This is a genomic window from Mycobacterium asiaticum (genome assembly GCF_001673315.1).
Lineage (GTDB): Bacteria > Actinomycetota > Actinomycetes > Mycobacteriales > Mycobacteriaceae > Mycobacterium > Mycobacterium asiaticum_B.
Map to the genome: position 1 here is coordinate 28744 of NZ_LZLQ01000059.1, position 15996 is coordinate 44739.

The 15996-nt window shown below is 62.5% G+C and carries 16 protein-coding genes and 2 pseudogenes; 13 read left to right on the forward strand and 5 right to left on the reverse strand.

Translation table 11 applies throughout. From position 1 onward, the window contains the following. Nucleotides 1-377: 377 nt before the first annotated feature. The 3 genes and pseudogenes from A5636_RS09135 to A5636_RS09145 all read right to left on the reverse strand — a co-directional run. Nucleotides 378-956 carry a carboxymuconolactone decarboxylase family protein gene (locus A5636_RS09135; protein WP_012394838.1) on the reverse strand — a complete coding sequence of 193 codons (579 nt, stop codon included), beginning with the start codon at nucleotides 954-956 and terminating at the stop codon, nucleotides 378-380. Next, nucleotides 919-2091, reverse strand: a complete 1173-nt coding sequence (locus A5636_RS09140) for a zinc-dependent alcohol dehydrogenase (RefSeq protein ID WP_012394837.1) — start codon at nucleotides 2089-2091, stop codon at nucleotides 919-921. The genes A5636_RS09135 and A5636_RS09140 overlap by 38 nt, the downstream gene beginning before the upstream one ends. After that, nucleotides 2088-2456, reverse strand: a pseudogene (locus tag A5636_RS09145) (hypothetical protein); the annotation flags it as partial. The gene A5636_RS09140 and the pseudogene A5636_RS09145, both read right to left, overlap by 4 nt. A gap of 275 nt (nucleotides 2457-2731) precedes the next feature. Between A5636_RS09145 and A5636_RS09150 the strand changes: the two are divergent. The 5 genes and pseudogenes from A5636_RS09150 to A5636_RS09170 form a co-directional block, all read left to right on the forward strand. Continuing rightward, nucleotides 2732-3256, forward strand: coding sequence for a TetR/AcrR family transcriptional regulator (locus A5636_RS09150; protein ID WP_008256180.1), 525 nt, complete (start codon nucleotides 2732-2734; stop codon nucleotides 3254-3256). 53 nt (nucleotides 3257-3309) lie between these two features. Continuing rightward, a complete protein-coding gene (locus A5636_RS09155; RefSeq protein ID WP_041325313.1) occupies nucleotides 3310-3747 on the forward strand; it encodes a PaaI family thioesterase in 438 nt (145 codons plus the stop codon). Beyond that, nucleotides 3747-4658, forward strand: a complete 912-nt coding sequence (locus tag A5636_RS09160) for an alpha/beta fold hydrolase (RefSeq protein WP_012394833.1) — start codon at nucleotides 3747-3749, stop codon at nucleotides 4656-4658. Before A5636_RS09155 ends, A5636_RS09160 begins: the two co-directional genes overlap by 1 nt. A gap of 92 nt (nucleotides 4659-4750) precedes the next feature. Further along, nucleotides 4751-5329, forward strand: a complete 579-nt coding sequence (locus A5636_RS09165) for a TetR/AcrR family transcriptional regulator (protein WP_172827193.1) — start codon at nucleotides 4751-4753, stop codon at nucleotides 5327-5329. Between the two features lie 147 nt (nucleotides 5330-5476). Beyond that, nucleotides 5477-5902 (forward strand): annotated as a pseudogene (locus tag A5636_RS09170) (IS1380 family transposase); the annotation flags it as partial. 69 nt (nucleotides 5903-5971) lie between these two features. Here the strand turns inward: A5636_RS09170 and A5636_RS09175 are convergent. Then, nucleotides 5972-6937 (reverse strand): helix-turn-helix transcriptional regulator, encoded by a 966-nt coding sequence (locus A5636_RS09175; RefSeq protein ID WP_046188922.1) that lies wholly within the window; start codon nucleotides 6935-6937, stop codon nucleotides 5972-5974. 162 nt (nucleotides 6938-7099) lie between these two features. On the opposite strand from A5636_RS09175, the gene A5636_RS09180 reads away from it, so the two are divergent. From A5636_RS09180 to A5636_RS09210, 7 genes are all read left to right on the forward strand, one after another. Continuing rightward, nucleotides 7100-7420 carry a 2Fe-2S iron-sulfur cluster-binding protein gene (locus A5636_RS09180; RefSeq protein ID WP_012394830.1) on the forward strand — a complete coding sequence of 107 codons (321 nt, stop codon included), beginning with the start codon at nucleotides 7100-7102 and terminating at the stop codon, nucleotides 7418-7420. Nucleotides 7421-7491: 71 nt separating this feature from the next. After that, complete coding sequence (locus tag A5636_RS09185) at nucleotides 7492-8832, forward strand: cytochrome P450 (protein WP_046188902.1); 1341 nt, start codon at nucleotides 7492-7494, stop codon at nucleotides 8830-8832. Further along, nucleotides 8829-10031, forward strand: a complete 1203-nt coding sequence (locus A5636_RS09190; protein WP_065158354.1) for an NAD(P)/FAD-dependent oxidoreductase — start codon at nucleotides 8829-8831, stop codon at nucleotides 10029-10031. The genes A5636_RS09185 and A5636_RS09190 overlap by 4 nt, the downstream gene beginning before the upstream one ends. Nucleotides 10032-10292: 261 nt before the next feature. After that, the gene (locus A5636_RS09195) at nucleotides 10293-10703 is read left to right on the forward strand and encodes an SCP2 sterol-binding domain-containing protein (protein WP_016889191.1); all 411 of its coding nucleotides are present in this window, start codon (nucleotides 10293-10295) and stop codon (nucleotides 10701-10703) included. Nucleotides 10704-10751: 48 nt separating this feature from the next. Continuing rightward, complete coding sequence (locus A5636_RS09200) at nucleotides 10752-12368, forward strand: fatty acid--CoA ligase (protein WP_016889190.1); 1617 nt, start codon at nucleotides 10752-10754, stop codon at nucleotides 12366-12368. Between the two features lie 46 nt (nucleotides 12369-12414). Next, a complete protein-coding gene (locus tag A5636_RS09205) occupies nucleotides 12415-13521 on the forward strand; it encodes an NDMA-dependent alcohol dehydrogenase (protein WP_012394825.1) in 1107 nt (368 codons plus the stop codon). A 277-nt stretch (nucleotides 13522-13798) separates the two neighbouring features. Beyond that, nucleotides 13799-14899 (forward strand): BtrH N-terminal domain-containing protein, encoded by a 1101-nt coding sequence (locus A5636_RS09210; RefSeq protein ID WP_042789224.1) that lies wholly within the window; start codon nucleotides 13799-13801, stop codon nucleotides 14897-14899. Between the two features lie 335 nt (nucleotides 14900-15234). Here the strand turns inward: A5636_RS09210 and A5636_RS27715 are convergent, their stop codons facing one another. Then, a complete protein-coding gene (locus A5636_RS27715; RefSeq protein WP_012394823.1) occupies nucleotides 15235-15519 on the reverse strand; it encodes a hypothetical protein in 285 nt (94 codons plus the stop codon). On the opposite strand from A5636_RS27715, the gene A5636_RS09225 reads away from it, so the two are divergent. Further along, nucleotides 15487-15864, forward strand: a complete 378-nt coding sequence (locus tag A5636_RS09225) for a PaaI family thioesterase (protein ID WP_016889187.1) — start codon at nucleotides 15487-15489, stop codon at nucleotides 15862-15864. The genes A5636_RS27715 and A5636_RS09225 overlap by 33 nt on opposite strands. Nucleotides 15865-15996: the final 132 nt, after the last annotated feature.

The following is a 15996-nucleotide window of genomic DNA, read 5'->3' on the forward strand; positions in this document are numbered from 1 at the left end:
GTCTAGCTTGCAGCAGCGGGCTCTTGAATTCTCTGCGTGAGGTGCTGTGTGCGGTGACTGCCGACGATCGCCTTCATTGGCGTTCTGTTGCCAGCGACCCGATTGAACGACTCTCCCAGTAGTAACAGTTGGCCTGAGTCGCGAAGAACCTCGACATCCCTTGGATCGTATTCGTATGACGGAGCGTGCTTCAAGCTGGTGTAGGCGTCCCAGAACAGTTGGCTCCACATGTCCAGTTGGTGGCATTACCCCGAGACCGTGGCTAAGAGACCGAAATCACAACTACCCGTTTGAAATTCAATAGCCCACAACTGACTAGGAACATAAGGGGTAACCGAGCTTCAACTTGGGTGCGATTGCTGAACAACCGTTTTTACTCAATCGTCACGTCGAGGGGCTCGCCCATCGGGCGGCCAGGAGTCGGTACCCGACTCAAGCGGAATATTCAAGGATCGAAGCAGGATCGAAAAGAGCCGCCAATTGGCGATCGCTCCGACAAGTTCGACCAAAACCGCGTGATCGCCATTGAATGCCTTGTGGCACGCGGCCCAGTTTTCCTCGGCAATGACCCCGTCACGTACCACATCATCGGTCGCCGCCAGGACCGCACGCTCGGCATGGCCCAGACGATTGGAACTCTGCCAGTCACGCACCGCCAGAAGGTCATCCGAAGCCACACCGAGCAGCGTCGCGATTCGCCAATGCTGTGTCCACTCATATACCGACCCCGTTACCCAGCCGATGCGCATGATGATCAATTCGCGTAGCCGGGCGTCGAGCACACCGTTAAATAGCAGCGCCTCAAGCATTCCGTACAGGGCCACTGCGAGGCTCGGCTGGTGAAGTGCCACGCGAAATACTGACAGTTCTGCCATCTCTGCGGGCAGCCCACACTCGGCAGCCCGCAGCCGGGCCTGCTCAAGGTCGAGCATCGGTACGCGTTCCGTTCTCGTCACGTGTGACCTTCCTCTGTTGAAGCTCCGCATGCTGTGAGGGCGTGGGCACGAAGACGTTGTGCAGGGCCGCACTCGATTTGGCATTTTCATCTGCAAGCGAACTGAGCAGCGGCGCGAGACCAGCGAATCCGGTTGATTCTCTTGTGATCCGGTCGAACGGCCAGCGGCGCGTGGCCAGAATCTCGAGGGCTGCCCGGTAGGCGGGATACTCCACGCCGAGTGCACCGGCGATGTGTAATTCCTTATACACCAGCGTGTCTGGTTCAAAGCCGGGCGCGCCGCCTCCGCCGCGGGTGCCAGCAACCACGACCCTGCCGCCAGGCCTGGCAAGGGCGACGGCGTCGGCGAACGCGGAGGGTGCTTTGGCGGTGACATCGATGACCACGTCGGCAAGCTGTCCGCCTGTCTCACGCTGGAGCGCTGTCACTGCATCGTCCTGCGATACGTCGATGGGCAGGTCGACACCGAATGATCTGGCTATGGCCAGTCGCTGATCGTCGCGTGGACCGATGCCGGTCATCGCGACGAAAGCGGCTCCCGCCTCTTTCGCCGCCACCGCCGCGCAGATCCCGCGGATGCCCGGTCCCAGTATCGCTACGATACCCCCCGCCTTGGTGTCGGGAAGAGTTTTCCCCCATTGGATACCGGCCCCGAGAGGGTTGAACAACGTGGCGAGAACGGGGTCCATGTCTTCGGCAATCGGGAGTAGCATCGCGTCCCACGGAAGCTCCACATGGGTGGCGTATCCGCCCCATAACCCGGCGCCGATCTCCACGTCGACGAACCCGAACATGGTGGCGATGCCGTTCACCGCACATCGCCGGTATTCGCCGCGGCGACACTCCGGGCAGTCTCGGCAGGACCGGAACACCTCGACGGCCACGCGCTGGCCGGCCCGGACGCACCAGCGTTCGCTGGCCGCATTGCCGACATGTTCGACGATGCCGACGATTTCGTGACCTGGAACGAATGAGAAGCCGGCAGGCAGGTGTCCGGTGAATTGTTCGTGATCTGTACCGCATAGACCACATGCTTCAACTCGCAGGATCGCACCGCGGTCACCGACGTCGGGGATGGTCATCTGGCGCCGCTCCAGATTCCGCGGTCCGGTCAACACCATGGCCTCGGCGATCATGGAAGCTCGAATCCCGTGGACGACCCTGTGTTTCGGAGGCAAACCGTTCTGCCAACGTACATCTCGCCCGCCATCGCCTCGGCAATCTGCGGATCGTCGCTGCGTGCGACGACTCTTCGCCCGTCGGACAGGTGCGCGATGGTCGGTGTCCATCGAGGTCGCCCGTCTCGGTCGTATTCGACCGTGTACCCGTCCACTGTCGCGCGACCGGTCGCCTCGTCGACGCCTGCGACGGCCAGCCGCGATGAATCGATCGGAGTTTGTTCGTCTGCCGTGTCGATCAGTCGCCACCCGGTTGGTGGAGGGGTGGCCGACCACACACCGACCGAATGTTTCGTCGAATACCAACCGAGGCCGGTGACGACGTCGTCCCCGCGATGGGTGACTTCGCCTACGCCGACCGCCACCGGAGTACGCGCTTCTACCGACAATCGATCACTCGCTCAGGGCCACGGGCTGTTGTGAGACACGAATGCGATGGTGTCATATCTGCAGTCAAGCCACAATGGTGTGCGCCCGCGGCATACTGGCTGTTGTGTCGACGAAGTTGGTGCGATGGGGTGCCGCCGCGCCGTCAGATCGTGATTCCGCTCGCGACCGATTGCTAGATGCTGCCGAGCGGTGCCTAGAGAGTTGCGGCGTGGTAGGCACGACCATGGAGGACATCGGCAGAACAGCGGGTGTCTCCAGGGCAACGGTGTATCGCTACTTCCCTAATCGGGAGGCGGTGATGTCGGGCGTCATCATTCGCGCCGCCGAGCGCTATCTCGATCGCATCAACCCCCGGATCGCGGAGCACACCGATCTGGGCTCCGCTCTCGTCGATTTCGTGGAATACACAGTTGAGGCCGCGCGCCGCGAAGAGATCATCGGATTGTTGTTCGGCAGCGACGAGGAACTCGCCGGCGTTGGCCTCGCGGCGGGGACCTCGACGTCACTCTTCGAACTCGTCACCGAGTTTCTCCGTCCCATCTTCAGGAGACACTGGAGTTACGTAGAACCGGGCGTCTCCGTCGACGACGCCGCCGAGTGGGTTCTCCGCACGATACTGAGCCTGCTGACTGTTCGAGGACCGCGGGAGCGCAGTCGTGACGGGCTCCGGACATTTCTTTCAAGGTTTCTCCTTCCCGCAATCCTGGCGAGCGACCATTGTCGACCGATGTGACAGACAAGGCGTAATGTCTCAACCACAGCTGAGGTAGGAGGCCGGACATGTCTGTGCAGTTCACCGCGTTCAACCAGCAGGTCGCTGAACAACTGCAGAGCGCAGCAGAAACCACGGGCGGGCTGGCCGGTTACCTCGGCTTCCGGCACACTGAATTCACTGCTGGACGGCTCGTCGCGGAGATGGACGCACGCGACGACCTGAAGACGCCTTTCGGCAACTTGCATGGCGGCTGCTTGTCGGCCATGGTCGACCATTGCCTTGGAGTGGTGTTTTATCCCGTGATTCCGATGGGATCCTGGGTCGCGACGACGGAGTTCAAACTGAATTTGCTTCGTCCAGTCTCCAGCGGAACCTGTGTAGCCACGGCTGAGATCATCTCGCTGGGCAGAACCAGCGGTGTGGCACGTATCGACATCTGCAACGACGGCAGAGCGGTGTGTGCGGCGCAGGGCACCGTCACCGTCGTCGCACCGAAGGCCATCTCTTGATGTCTGCAAACAGAGCACATGATTCGTCCGCTCCTGTCGTCGAGCGCGTGCCCACGGTGGATGGGCTCTCGCTGGCGGTCGACTTCTACCGCTGTGACGGACCGCGGGCGGTCGTGTTGCTCCTTCACGGCGGTGGTCAGAGCCGGCACGCCTGGGATGTCACCGCCCAACGATTGCATCAGCGGGGCTACACCGTTGCCGCCTACGACGCAAGGGGACATGGTGACAGCGACTGGGATCCAGACGGACGCTATGACATCGAACGGCTGGGGTCCGACCTGTTGGCCGTGCGCGCGTACGCCGGCTCCGCCCGCCCAGTTGCCGCGATCGGGGCATCGTTGGGCGGTTTGACCATCCTCGGCACGCACTTGCTCGCCCCATCGGAGCTATGGCAGGCCGTCGTCCTGGTTGACATCACTCCGCGAATGCAGATGCACGGCGCCCGCCGAGTCCTATCGTTCATGTCGGCCCATCCCGAAGGTTTCGACAGCCTAGAGTCGGCCGCTGACGTGATCGCCGCCTACAACCCGCACCGCCCTCGCCCCGAAAACGTCGACGGCCTTCAAAAAGTCCTCCGCCGACGTGGAGACGGTCGCTGGGCCTGGCGATGGGATCCGGCGTTTGCGACGTCGAATTTTCAGTTCCTGCAGAGTGATTCAGACGACGGCGCAGAGGAGTTCGAGATGATGAGCGCATTCCTTGTCGATGGCGCGCGACAGGTGTCCGCGCCGGCGCTGCTGGTCCGCGGCCTGCTGTCGGACATAGTCTCCGAAGAGACAGTGAAGGATTTCCTCACCTTGGTTCCCCACGCGCAAACCGTTGACGTGTCGGGCGCGGGCCACATGGTTGCTGGCGACAACAACGACGCATTCTCGACGGCGGTCGTCGACTTTCTCGACCGTACCGTTTGACGCCAGTCGTCGGGCTGCGCGGGAGATCCCAGTTCGCCACCTATTCTGCTCGTATGCCAACTGATTCGGCGCGGATGTCGTTTCGCCGACATATCCGCGAGCAGGTCTTGAGGGCGACACGGGAACTCACCATTGAGAAGGGCTGGGAACAAGTCCGAGTGAGTGAGGTCGCCGAACTTGTCGGCGTCTCCCGACCGACGCTATACAAGGAGTTCGGCGATAAGCAGGGACTTGGTGACGCGCTCGTGGTGGCCGAGGGTCAGCGCTTCCTGGAGGGTATCCACGCCATCCTCGCCGAACACACCGGCGACGTTCAGGGCGGCATCACCGCAGCGGTGCGGTTCACCCTGCGTGAAGCAGAAGCCAGTCCGCTCCTGAAGTCGGTGCTGACGTCCAGCCACTCAGGGGATGATCGCGCCGGTGCGCCGACGACGGGCGTTCTTCCTCTCCTGCCGACATCGGCGTCCCTGCTCCAGCTCTCCTCCGCGGCTTTGGTCGCGTGGTTTCACGACCACTTCGCCGATCTCGACTCCGAAGACGTCGAGGAGGTCGCAGACGTTCTGGTGCGGCTCACCGTGAGTCACGTCGTCCTTCCCTCCGCGGACATCGCCACCACGGGTGCGCGGATCTCGCGGGTGGCGCTCCGCTACCTCGGCGTTGGCTATAGATAGCTGTGACTTGAGCGGTCTTAGCCTCGATCCACTGACAATGGACTGTTTGTCGGGGTGTCGGGATAAGGAAAGTGCGTTCTGAGCTGGGAAGATTGATATTGTTCAGGCAACAATCGGTCCAGTTCGAGAACGGCACTTCCGGCGCGAGTGTCCCACACGTTCACCCCGCGGTCCGATGTGTTCGATGAGGACATCTGGTGTCGTGCGCGGGCCTGGTGCCGGTGATGGCGCTGGCTGAGCAGGCAGGCCTATCGGAGTTGTTGGCCAACAAGATTCACATCGCAGCTCCCAGGGTCAAGTCGAGGTCGGCCAATCCGGCTCCGAAACTGGCCACCCTGATCGCGAGCATGTACGCGGGCGCGGATTACATCGATGATGTCGACCTGGTCCGCGCTGGCGGCATAAAAACCCTTTTTCCGCCGGGTGTATCCCCCGTCAACGATGGGAACGCTGTTGCGGGAGTTCACTTTCGGTTATGCCCGCCAATTGGATTCGGTGCTGGCCGAGCATCTGGCCGGCTTGTGTGACCGGGTGAATCTGCTGCCCGGCGCGCAGGCTCGGGCCTTCATCGAACACCCGGGGAGAGGCGACGCTGCAGAAAGACGCCGCAAAGGTCGGGATCTCCGGACCCGCCGGGACAGCTCAATGTGGTGAGAGCCGAAACTCGCTCGGAGAGCGGCCGGTCCATCGCTTGAAGGCGTGTGAGAAGTTGGCGAGGTCGCTGTATCCGAGATCCGTGGCGATCTCACTCACCGATAGGGATCGGTCGAGTAGCTGCAGCATCGCGCGCTCGCGCAGGAATGCTTGGCGCAACTCGCGAAAGGTGGTCTCCTCTTCGGAGAGGCGCCGCTTGAGTGTGCTGGTGGACATCGACAGCTCATGTGCGAACCAATGTTTACTTCGGCGTCCGGGCTCCTTCTGCAGCAGCCGTCTCACCTTCTCCGAGAACGACGTGGTTTCGCTCCGCTGGTCGAGAGTTCGCTGCAGATCGACGATGGCGAGTCGGTATGCGACGGGATCGGAGAACCGGCACACCTCGTTGAGCGTGTCCGCGGGAACATGGAGGAAGGACATCGGAGCGTCGAAGAACAGGCGCCCGGCGGTAAGGTCGTCCTCGCGATCTTTCAAGGCGGCGGGCGCTGGCCAACTCAAGTGGAGTGTGAGGGTCGGCGCCGCACGGACGAGCATGTCCAGCAGTCGCAACAACGCCAACCCGGCGTACGTGACGGCGAGGCAGTCCAGGGCACGATCGCTGGTGTGTCCCCAGAGCCCGACGGTGAGGCCTTGGTCATCTGGATGAAACTGTGCTTTGACAGCCGTCGTGATCAACGGCAGATAAGTCAGCAGCTCTACGATCTCGGCCACTGAGCCCGCGCTGACCAGCGGAACACTCAGCGGGCCGAAGGACGTCAACTGTGCCTGTTCGGCTAACGCAAATCCGAGCAGCGTTGCCTGATCGATGTCTAGACCGGGGTACGCCTCACGAAACCACCGTAACGGGGCCTGGATATCACGCTGAATCAGCGTCGCCTCGTCGGTTCCTTCGCGAGCCATGATGTTGCGAAGCCGCGCGACGGCGTCTGGGTCAAACGCCGGGCTCTCGAGCATTTGCACGAATGCGAGTGGGGGCACACCCGCGTCATTGGGGTTCACTGACCATGGCCCCTTTGAGCCGAAATCACAAGTTTCTGACTCCGGCGAACATAGCCGCAGCGCTCATCTGGCGCAAGACTTGTGTCAAGTAACTGAGGACACGCAAGGAGCCTGGCTATGGCAGTTGTCACATTTGTCTCCCACGGCGGCGAGAAGTATGAGGCGCCTCTCGAGGAAGGTCAGTCACTGATGCGGGTCGCGACCAACAATGCGGTGCCCGGCATCGACGGCGACTGCGGAGGCGAAGCCGCGTGCGGCACCTGCCATGTGATCGTCGATCCGCAATGGTCCGATCGGGTCGGCCTCTCCGGGGCCAATGAAGAGGAGATGCTCGCGATGAACCCCGAGCGTCAGCCGACCTCCCGGCTGTCCTGCCAGATGCAGGTCTCTGAGGCGTGGGACGGTTTGATCGTCCATCTGCCCGAGTTCCAACTGTGATGACGAAAGAGAGGTGAGACGTGAGCAATATTCGCGAGGCAGTCACTGCCAAGGCTCAGGCAACAATTCCGATGGACCGAATAATCCAGGGCGCCCACCTCTACGACAGAACGCGGCGCTGGGTCACCGGCACCAACGGTGAAAAAATCTTCATCGAGCGACCGATCCCGCCGGCTGACGAGGTTGAACTGACCGACATCGACCTTAGCAATCCTTTCCTCTATCGTCAGGGTCGCTGGAAGTCCTATTACGAGCGCCTACGCAACGAGGCTCCCGTGCACTATCAGGCCCACAGCGCGTTCGGCCCGTTCTGGTCGGTGACGCGGCATGCCGACATCGTGGCCGTCGACAAGAACCACGAGGTCTTCTCCTCCGAGCCGTTCATCGTCATCGGGAGCCCGCCGCGCTTCCTCGACATTGCGATGTTCATCGCGATGGACCCCCCAAAACACGACCGGCAACGGCAGGCTGTCCAGGGTGTGGTCGCACCGAAGAACCTGCGTGAGATGGAGGGCCTCATCCGCGAGCGGGTGGTAGACGTGCTCGACGCTCTGCCGCTTGGCGAACCGTTCAACTGGGTGCAGCACGTCTCGATCGAGCTAACCGCGCGCATGCTGGCCACGCTGCTGGACTTCCCGTTCGAGCAGCGGCGCAAGCTCGTCCAATGGTCCGATCTCGCCACCTCCATGGAGCAAGCCAACGGTGGGCCCTCGGACAACGACGAGATATTTCGCGGCATGGTCGATATGGCTAGAGGTCTCAGCGCTCACTGGCGGGACAAGGCAGCCCGGACAGCTGCCGGAGAGCTGCCCGGCTTCGATCTGATCACCATGTTGCAGAGCGACGAGAGCACCAAGGACCTGATCGATCGCCCGATGGAGTTCTTGGGCAACTTGGTATTGCTGATCGTGGGTGGCAACGATACGACCCGCAATTCCATGAGCGGTGGTGTTCTGGCGCTGAACGAGTTCCCTGACCAGTTTGAGAAGCTGAAGGCGAACCCCGAGCTGATCCCCAACATGGTCTCGGAGATCATCCGGTGGCAAACCCCGCTCGCGCATATGCGCCGGATCGCCAAGGCCGACACTGTGCTCAACGGGCAGTTCATCCGCAAGGGCGACAAGGTCCTGATGTGGTACGCCTCGGGCAACCGCGACGAGCGCGTGTTCGATCGGCCCGATGACCTGATTATCGATCGGGCCAACGCCCGTAACCACATCTCCTTCGGTTTCGGCGTGCACCGCTGTATGGGTAACCGGCTGGCCGAGATGCAGTTGCGGATCCTGTGGGAGGAGCTGCTTCCGCGGTTCGAGAACATCGAGGTCGTCGGTGAGCCCGAGTACGTGCAGTCCAACTTCGTGAGGGGGATCAGTAAGCTGATGGTCCGCCTCACCCCGAAAGGTGGCGCATGACCGTGCAGCGAGCGGTCATCGCGGGGGCCAGCCACGCGGGCACCCAGCTCGCCGCCAGTCTTCGCCGAGAAGGGTGGGACGGCGAAATCGTCCTCGTCGGCGATGAGTCGGCGTTGCCCTACCAGCGGCCCCCGCTGTCCAAGTCGTACCTGGCCGACAAATGCGAACTGGCCGAACTCGCGATCCGCAACTCGGATTTCTACGCCAAGCAGCGGATCCGACTCCTGGAGGCGACGGTGGCGGCGGTCGACCGCTCGGCTGGTCATGTCGTGCTGAGTACCGGCGACGCACTGCCCTACGACAAGCTCGCGCTGTGCACTGGCGCCCGGCCTCGTCGGCTCCCCACCCCGGGAGCGGACCTGGCCGGAGTCTTCTACCTACGCACCGCCGCGGACGGCGAGATGATCCGAGAGGCCGCCGGCCCCGGGCGTCGGGCGGTGATCGTCGGCGGCGGCTACATCGGACTGGAGACAGCCGCCTCGTTGCGTGCACTGGGTCTGGAGGTCACCCTGCTCGAGGCGACCGGGCGCGTCCTTGAACGGGTCACCGCCCCGGAGGTATCGGAGTTCTTCGACCGGATCCACCGGGAGGAGGGCGTCAACATCCGGACGGGCACGCTGGTCGAGGCTCTGTCCGGCGACGGCAGGGTCCGCGAAGTAATCCTGGCCGGTGGCGAATCAATTCCCGCCGACCTCGTCATTGTCGGCATCGGCGTGGAGCCGAACACCGAGCTCGCCGCCACCGCGGGCCTGGTCGTCGACAACGGCGTCGTGATCGACGATCAGGCCCGGACTAGCGACCCCGACATCGTGGCCGCCGGGGACTGCGCCAGCCACGACATGGCCCGTTACGGCCGTCGCATCCGCCTGGAGTCCGTGCCGAGCGCGGCCGAGCAGGCCAAGGTCGCCGCCGCGACCGTCTGTGGGAAGTCCAAGAAGATAGCGGCCCTTCCATGGTTCTGGTCAGATCAATACGACCTCAAGCTCCAGATCGCCGGTCTCAACACCGGGTACGACGAGGTCGTCCTCAGCGGCGACCCGACCCGGGAGCGCGACTTCACCTGCTTCTACCTCCGTGCCGGCGAGCTTCTTGCCGCCGACTGCATCAACCGTCCCCGCGACTTCATGTTCAGCAAGCGGGTCATCACGCAGCAAGTCGCCGTCGAACGGGCCGAACTGGTGCTCGCCGGCTCGGACTGAGGTGCCGGCGGTGCGTAGGCGGTGGGAACGACGACGGCGGATGCGACGCGTGTCTTGGAGAGGTACTTCAGTGACAATTGCCATCCAGCCCCGCTGGCAAAGGAACGCTAGCGGCTGCCCGGCGGTCGCCTTGGCGCAGCGCATCAGGACCTAGTGGGGTTTCCCAACGAGCATGACGATTCTTTCCGGAGGAGCAGCGTCAGAAGTCGGTGCCTGTTCTGTTCTGTTCTGTTCTGACAATGAGGTTAGTTGAGGTTGACGGTGGCGGTATTTAGGGACGAGGACGAGGTCTATGCCTTCCTGGGCGGGATCTTTCGGCGGGGTTTGGAGAAGGAGGGTCTGGCGGACAAGCTCGCGAATTCGGGTGTGGTGTTGCGGGTGCATTACACAGATCCGGATGCGGTTGTGACGGTGGACATGCCGAACAAGGTGGTGGAGACCGGAGCGGCCAGTACCGCGGTGCCCAACGTGGAGTTGTTCATGTCGGCAGACACGGGGAACAAGTTCTGGTTGGGGAAGGTGAACTTGACGATGGCGATGGCCAAGGGAACGGTACGTGCGAAAGGTCCGGTGCCGAAGTTGATCAAGTTGATCCCGCAGGCCAAGAACCTGTTCCCCGAGTACCGGTTGATGCTGGAGAGCCAGAATCGGCAGGACCTCATCGATGCGTGACCCTCGCCTCACCGCGGGCTGTAGGGCGGGTGTGCGATGAGGAGCACGATGCAGGACGTTGCGTTGACTGTGCCCGCGATCGTGGCCCATGCTTCGGCAGTCCATGGCGATCGCGAGGTGCTGACTGCGCGCGGACCCCGGCAGATCTCTGGGGTGTCCTATCGCGAGGTGGGTGAGCGTGCGGCACGGTTGGCAAATGCTTTGCGCCAGATCGGCATCCGTGGAGATGAGCGTGTCGCGACGCTGCAATGGAGCAACCAGGAGCATCTGGACTGTTACGCGGCGGTGCCGTCGATGGGCGCGGTGCTGCATACGTTGAACCTGCGGCTGCCGCCGGAACAGCTGACGTGGATCGCCAATCATGCCGAGGATCGGGTGATCATCGTCGACAGTACGGTGCTTGCCCTTTTGGCGGCGGCGTTGCCGTCGATGACCTCGGTGCGCACGGTGCTAGTGACCGGAACCGGCGATCTTGCCGCGGTCGAGGGGTGCGGAAAGGACGTCCTACGGTACGACGATGTGGTGGCCGCCCAGTCGAGTACGTTCGAGTGGCCCGATGTCGATGAGCGGTCGGCTGCAGCGATGTGCTATACGAGCGGTACCACCGGGCACCCGAAAGGTGTTGTCTACAGCCATCGTTCGACGTGGTTGCACTCTCAGGCGGCGTGCACCTCGAATGCCTTGGGCATCGGTCATGACGACACGGTGTTGGCGATCGTTCCGATGTTCCACGCCAACGCGTGGGGGTTGCCGTATGCGGCGATGATGGCCGGCGCGCAGCTTCTGCTGCCTGACCGTTTCCTGCAGGCGGGGCCTTTGGTGGAGATGATCGAGGCGGTGCGGCCGACGATGGCGGGGGCGGTGCCGACAATCTGGACCGATGTTCTGCATTACTTGCGCGACAATCCTGGCCATGACGTGAGTTCGCTGAAGATGGTGGCCTGCGGTGGTTCGGCGGTTCCGCGGTCGTTGATGACCGCCTATGACGAGCTGGGCATCCGCATTGTGCAGGCTTGGGGGATGACTGAGACTTCCCCGCTGGCCTCGGTCGCTCTGCCGCGGAGTTCTGATACCCCGGAGAGGTCGCTTCACCTGCGCGCAACCCAAGGCCGGGTGGTGGCCGGTGTGCAGGCCCGCATCGTCGATGACAGCGGTGCAGAACAACCGTGGGACGGAAAATCGGTGGGGGAGATTCAAGTCCGCGGCCCGTGGATCACTCAGTCGTATTACGAGAATGACAGTCCGGCGGCGTCGCCGGACGGGTGGTTGCGTACCGGGGACGTCGGGACGATCAGCGCGGACGCGCTCATCGCGCTGACCGACCGCTCCAAGGATGTCATCAAGTCCGGGGGCGAATGGATCTCCTCGGTGGAATTGGAGAACGAGTTGGCCGCTCACCCTGCGGTGCGCACCGCCACGGTGATTGGAGTGCCCGACGACAAGTGGCAGGAACGGCCGCTGGCGGTGGTCGTCCTGGCTGCCGACCGCACCGCCACCGCGGCGGAGCTGACCGAATTTCTGCGTGCGCGGGTGGCCAAGTGGTGGCTACCGGAACGGTGGGCGTTCGTCACCGACATTCCGCTGACTTCCACTGGCAAGTTCGACAAGAAGAAGCTGCGCCGCCAGTTCGCCGACGGTGACCTCATCATCGAGACGCTGGCGTGAATCATCAATCCACTGCGACCGAAACACTGACGTTAAGGAGACACACATGAAGACACGTGCTGCAGTGCTGTGGGGCCTAGGAGAAAAGTGGGAAGTCGAGGACATCGAGTTGGATCCTCCCGGCCCCGATGAAGTGCTCGTCCAGCTGACCGCGACCGGGTTGTGCCATTCCGACGAACACCTCGTGACCGGCGACCTGCCCATTCCGCTGCCCGTCGTCGGTGGCCACGAGGGTGCCGGCACCGTGGTCGAAGTGGGTGCGGGTGTCGAGAACGTCGCCGAGGGCGATTCGGTGATCCTGACGTTCCTGCCGTCGTGCGGGCACTGTTCCTATTGCGCGCGGGGGATGGGGAACATGTGCGACTTGGGTGCCGCGCTCATGATGGGACCCCAGATCGACGGCACTTACCGTTTCCATGCCAGGGGTGAGGACGTCGGCCAGATGTGCCTGCTGGGCACGTTCTCGGAATACACCGTGGTCCCCAAGGCGTCTCTGGTCAAAATCGACCAGGGGACACCGCTGGACAAGGCGGCGTTGATCGGGTGTGGTGTGACGACCGGGTACGGGTCGGCGGTGCGCACCGGTGAGGTGCGTGCCGGGGATACCGTGGCGGTGATCGGAGCCGGTGGCATCGGCATGAATGCGATTCAGGGTGCCCGCATCGCGGGCGCGTTGAACATCGTGGCTGTCGATCCGGTGGCGTTCAAGCGTGAACAAGCCGGCGGTTTCGGTGCGACGCATGCCGTTGCCACGATCGACGAGGCCTGGTCACTGATCAGTGACATCACCCGCGGCAAACTCGCCGATGTCTGCGTCTTGACCACCGATGTCGCCGAAGGGTCCTACATCGGCGAGGCGCTGTCCTTGGTCGGTAAACGCGGCCGTGTGGTCGTTACCGCGATCGGGCACCCCGAAGACACCTCGATGTCGGGTTCACTGCTGGAATTGACGCTGTATGAAAAGCAGATCCGCGGCGCTCTGTACGGTTCTTCGAACGCCGCCCACGACATCCCGCGGCTCGTCGAGCTCTACAACGCCGGACACCTCAAGCTGGATGAGCTGATCACCCGTGAGTACACCCTCGATCAGATCAACGAAGGCTACGCGGATATGCGATCGGGCCGCAACATCCGAGGACTCATCCGATTCTGATAAAGCAGCCGAAGCGCGGGAGCGCGACCACGGGAGCAAGCGAGCTGAGTACAACGGTTGAGTGCTGCGCGTCTGTGGCTCTTACCGTTGACGTGTTGATGCAGGACTAGCGATCGAAAGTCAATGTGCCCCATCGCCATAGGCTGTCGAGATGCGCGGCTGAGGTTGGCTGCGGTCACGCGTGTTGGTGTTGGCACCTACTGTCAGCCGGGAAGCCGTGATGAAACGTAGCTTTTGACGAGTCTCAACAGTGCTACTGACAAGGAAGGAAGCGGCGATGACGAGGATTCAAGTTCCCTATCCCCATAGGAGGGGAGGGCACTGTGGTTCCGGTGCGCTTCGTGACCTTACTGAATGGGCCCAACTCGGATGGGGGACAGAAGCACTCAGTGAAGGATTGGTCTTCACCCTCGGCGGAGTCTTGGACTTCTCGTACGTCCGCTCTACGCAGTTGTTCCCCCAGGTGTACCTGGTAGGACGAGGAAGCGACCTGGAACAGGATTACCTCTCCCGGGTTGGCGCAAAGTTCGTCGTGCGATCGACCGATGACCCGGACGTGGGATGGGCATTTGTGACCGACGAAATCGACAAAGGTCGACCCGTCATGGTCTGGGCTGACATCGGCGAACTTCCTTACCTGCGCGTCCGATTGCACATGAGCCGTCACGACATTGTCATCACCGGATACGATGACGAACAACGGGTCGCCTATGTGGTCGATAATGACCGCGAGACAACCCAGACGGTGGCCTACGACGACCTACGCCGGGCGCGGTCCTCGGTCGGGTTTCCCACACCTACCCGGCACACCACATATCACGTCGACTGGCCAGAGCGAGTGCCAGACCTTGGGCCGATCGCGGCCGCTGCACTCGCCGCGAGCGCAGCGTTCATGCGCGGCGGTGCCGTAGGTGCGCCGCTACTGCGCATCGAGGCAGCTGAAGTCGAATCTTCCGGTTTGAAGGGTGTGCAGGACTTCGCCGATGACGTAGGGCATTGGCCAACGCTGTTCGATGACGATGCCCTGACCGCGGCATTGTTCGGGCTCGGGGCGTTCATCGAGAAAGCCGGTACCGGCGGCGGGCTCTTTCGTACGCTGCAGGCAGACGGTTGCCAGAACATCGCCGATCTCCTAGATGACGCCGCCACTGCCGAAGCGGCTGCCGCGGCCCGACATGCTTCCAAAGCGTGGTCTACGCTTGCGGCCGCAGCCACGGATGCCGGCACATCGCTACGGAGTCGTAGTCTAGCTGCGGCCAAAGTCGCCGCGACGATCCCGGACGCCGAAACGCGCCTCGTCGAAGCCCTCGAAACGGCCAGTCGATCCGTTGGCACTGTCGATACCGGCATCGAAGCTCATCTGAAAGGCTATCTGTGAGTGGCACTTCAAATCAATCGAGTTTCCTGAAGACTACTGGTTTCTCGATTGGCAGCATGACGATGTTCAGCGCTTCGCCCAGAACGCGGTCGGTGACGTTCGTGACCCTTGTGCAGAAGGCGAGGTTGACCGTCACCGCTGTGGGGGACAGGATTTGGTATGACCCCTATAGCACCGACGACGACCCCGAGCATTATCGGGCGAGCTATGCGGCGACAGCGTCGAGGGCGTATTGCGGGGCAGGACCAAATGGCTGATAGTGACGGAACTGGAAGGTGTACCGCAGCGATGATCTCGGCGGGCTAACGAGTCCTTTACATACTGTCTTCGGGCGATCAGCCCAGCCGACGTCGGCGCAGTTCTTCAGTCGCATGGTGGTCCATGCACTGCGTGGTCCTATTTAGGAGGATTTCGTCATCGACGAGCAAGCGGAAGAAGATTCGGCCATCGCGTGGTGGCATAACTTTCAGAATCGTGTTATCGCCGCCGACGGCGACTACCTCGATGCGCACCATCCGTGGTGCCTTGGTTGCGGCACAGACAATCCGCACGGTCATCGCCTGCGAGCGCGTCGGCGTGGCGACGGGGTGGGCGCCAGGCATATCTTCGACGGCCGACATCGCGGCGCACCCGGGATCGCACATGGCGGCGCAGTCATGACGGTTCTTGACGACACGGTGGGCATGCTGCTCTACGTCGTCGGTGAGATGGCCGTCACCCGTAAGCTCGACACCGAGTTCTTCGCGCCGGTATTGCTGGGGGTTCCCTACGAGGTCAGCGCGGAGCTCGTGTCCAGAACCGGCCGGAAACTCGAAGTGCGGACAGAATTGCGCGAGGAAGCCACCGGCCAGCTGGTCGCGTCCGCGTCCGGGTTATTCGTCGTCGTCACGCTGGATCACTTCACTAGCTCCATACAGAAGGCGTCGTCAATACGCTGCACTGCGCGACCACCCTGGGAAGGATGACTCAACCCGTAAATCTGCTCATTTTTCAACCGGCGCAGGCTGCTCAGGATTGAACCGGGGCCGACAGGGGGTTTGCTAAGCAAACGCGTACTCGACCACATCGTGGTGTACCAGCCTTCGGTAGCGTGACGC

Coding starts and splice junctions, on each gene's coding strand:
- A5636_RS09175 (WP_046188922.1), bottom strand. CDS start 6,937: ATGCTCGAGAGCCCGGCGTTTGACCCAGACGCCGTCGCGCGGCTTCGC.
- A5636_RS09190 (WP_065158354.1), top strand. CDS start 8,829: ATGACCGTGCAGCGAGCGGTCATCGCGGGGGCCAGCCACGCGGGCACC.
- A5636_RS09180 (WP_012394830.1), top strand. CDS start 7,100: ATGGCAGTTGTCACATTTGTCTCCCACGGCGGCGAGAAGTATGAGGCG.
- A5636_RS09205 (WP_012394825.1), top strand. CDS start 12,415: ATGAAGACACGTGCTGCAGTGCTGTGGGGCCTAGGAGAAAAGTGGGAA.
- A5636_RS09185 (WP_046188902.1), top strand. CDS start 7,492: ATGGACCGAATAATCCAGGGCGCCCACCTCTACGACAGAACGCGGCGC.
- A5636_RS09200 (WP_016889190.1), top strand. CDS start 10,752: ATGCAGGACGTTGCGTTGACTGTGCCCGCGATCGTGGCCCATGCTTCG.
- A5636_RS27715 (WP_012394823.1), bottom strand. CDS start 15,519: ATGTCGGCCGTCGAAGATATGCCTGGCGCCCACCCCGTCGCCACGCCG.
- A5636_RS09140 (WP_012394837.1), bottom strand. CDS start 2,091: ATGATCGCCGAGGCCATGGTGTTGACCGGACCGCGGAATCTGGAGCGG.
- A5636_RS09160 (WP_012394833.1), top strand. CDS start 3,747: ATGTCTGCAAACAGAGCACATGATTCGTCCGCTCCTGTCGTCGAGCGC.
- A5636_RS09210 (WP_042789224.1), top strand. CDS start 13,799: ATGACGAGGATTCAAGTTCCCTATCCCCATAGGAGGGGAGGGCACTGT.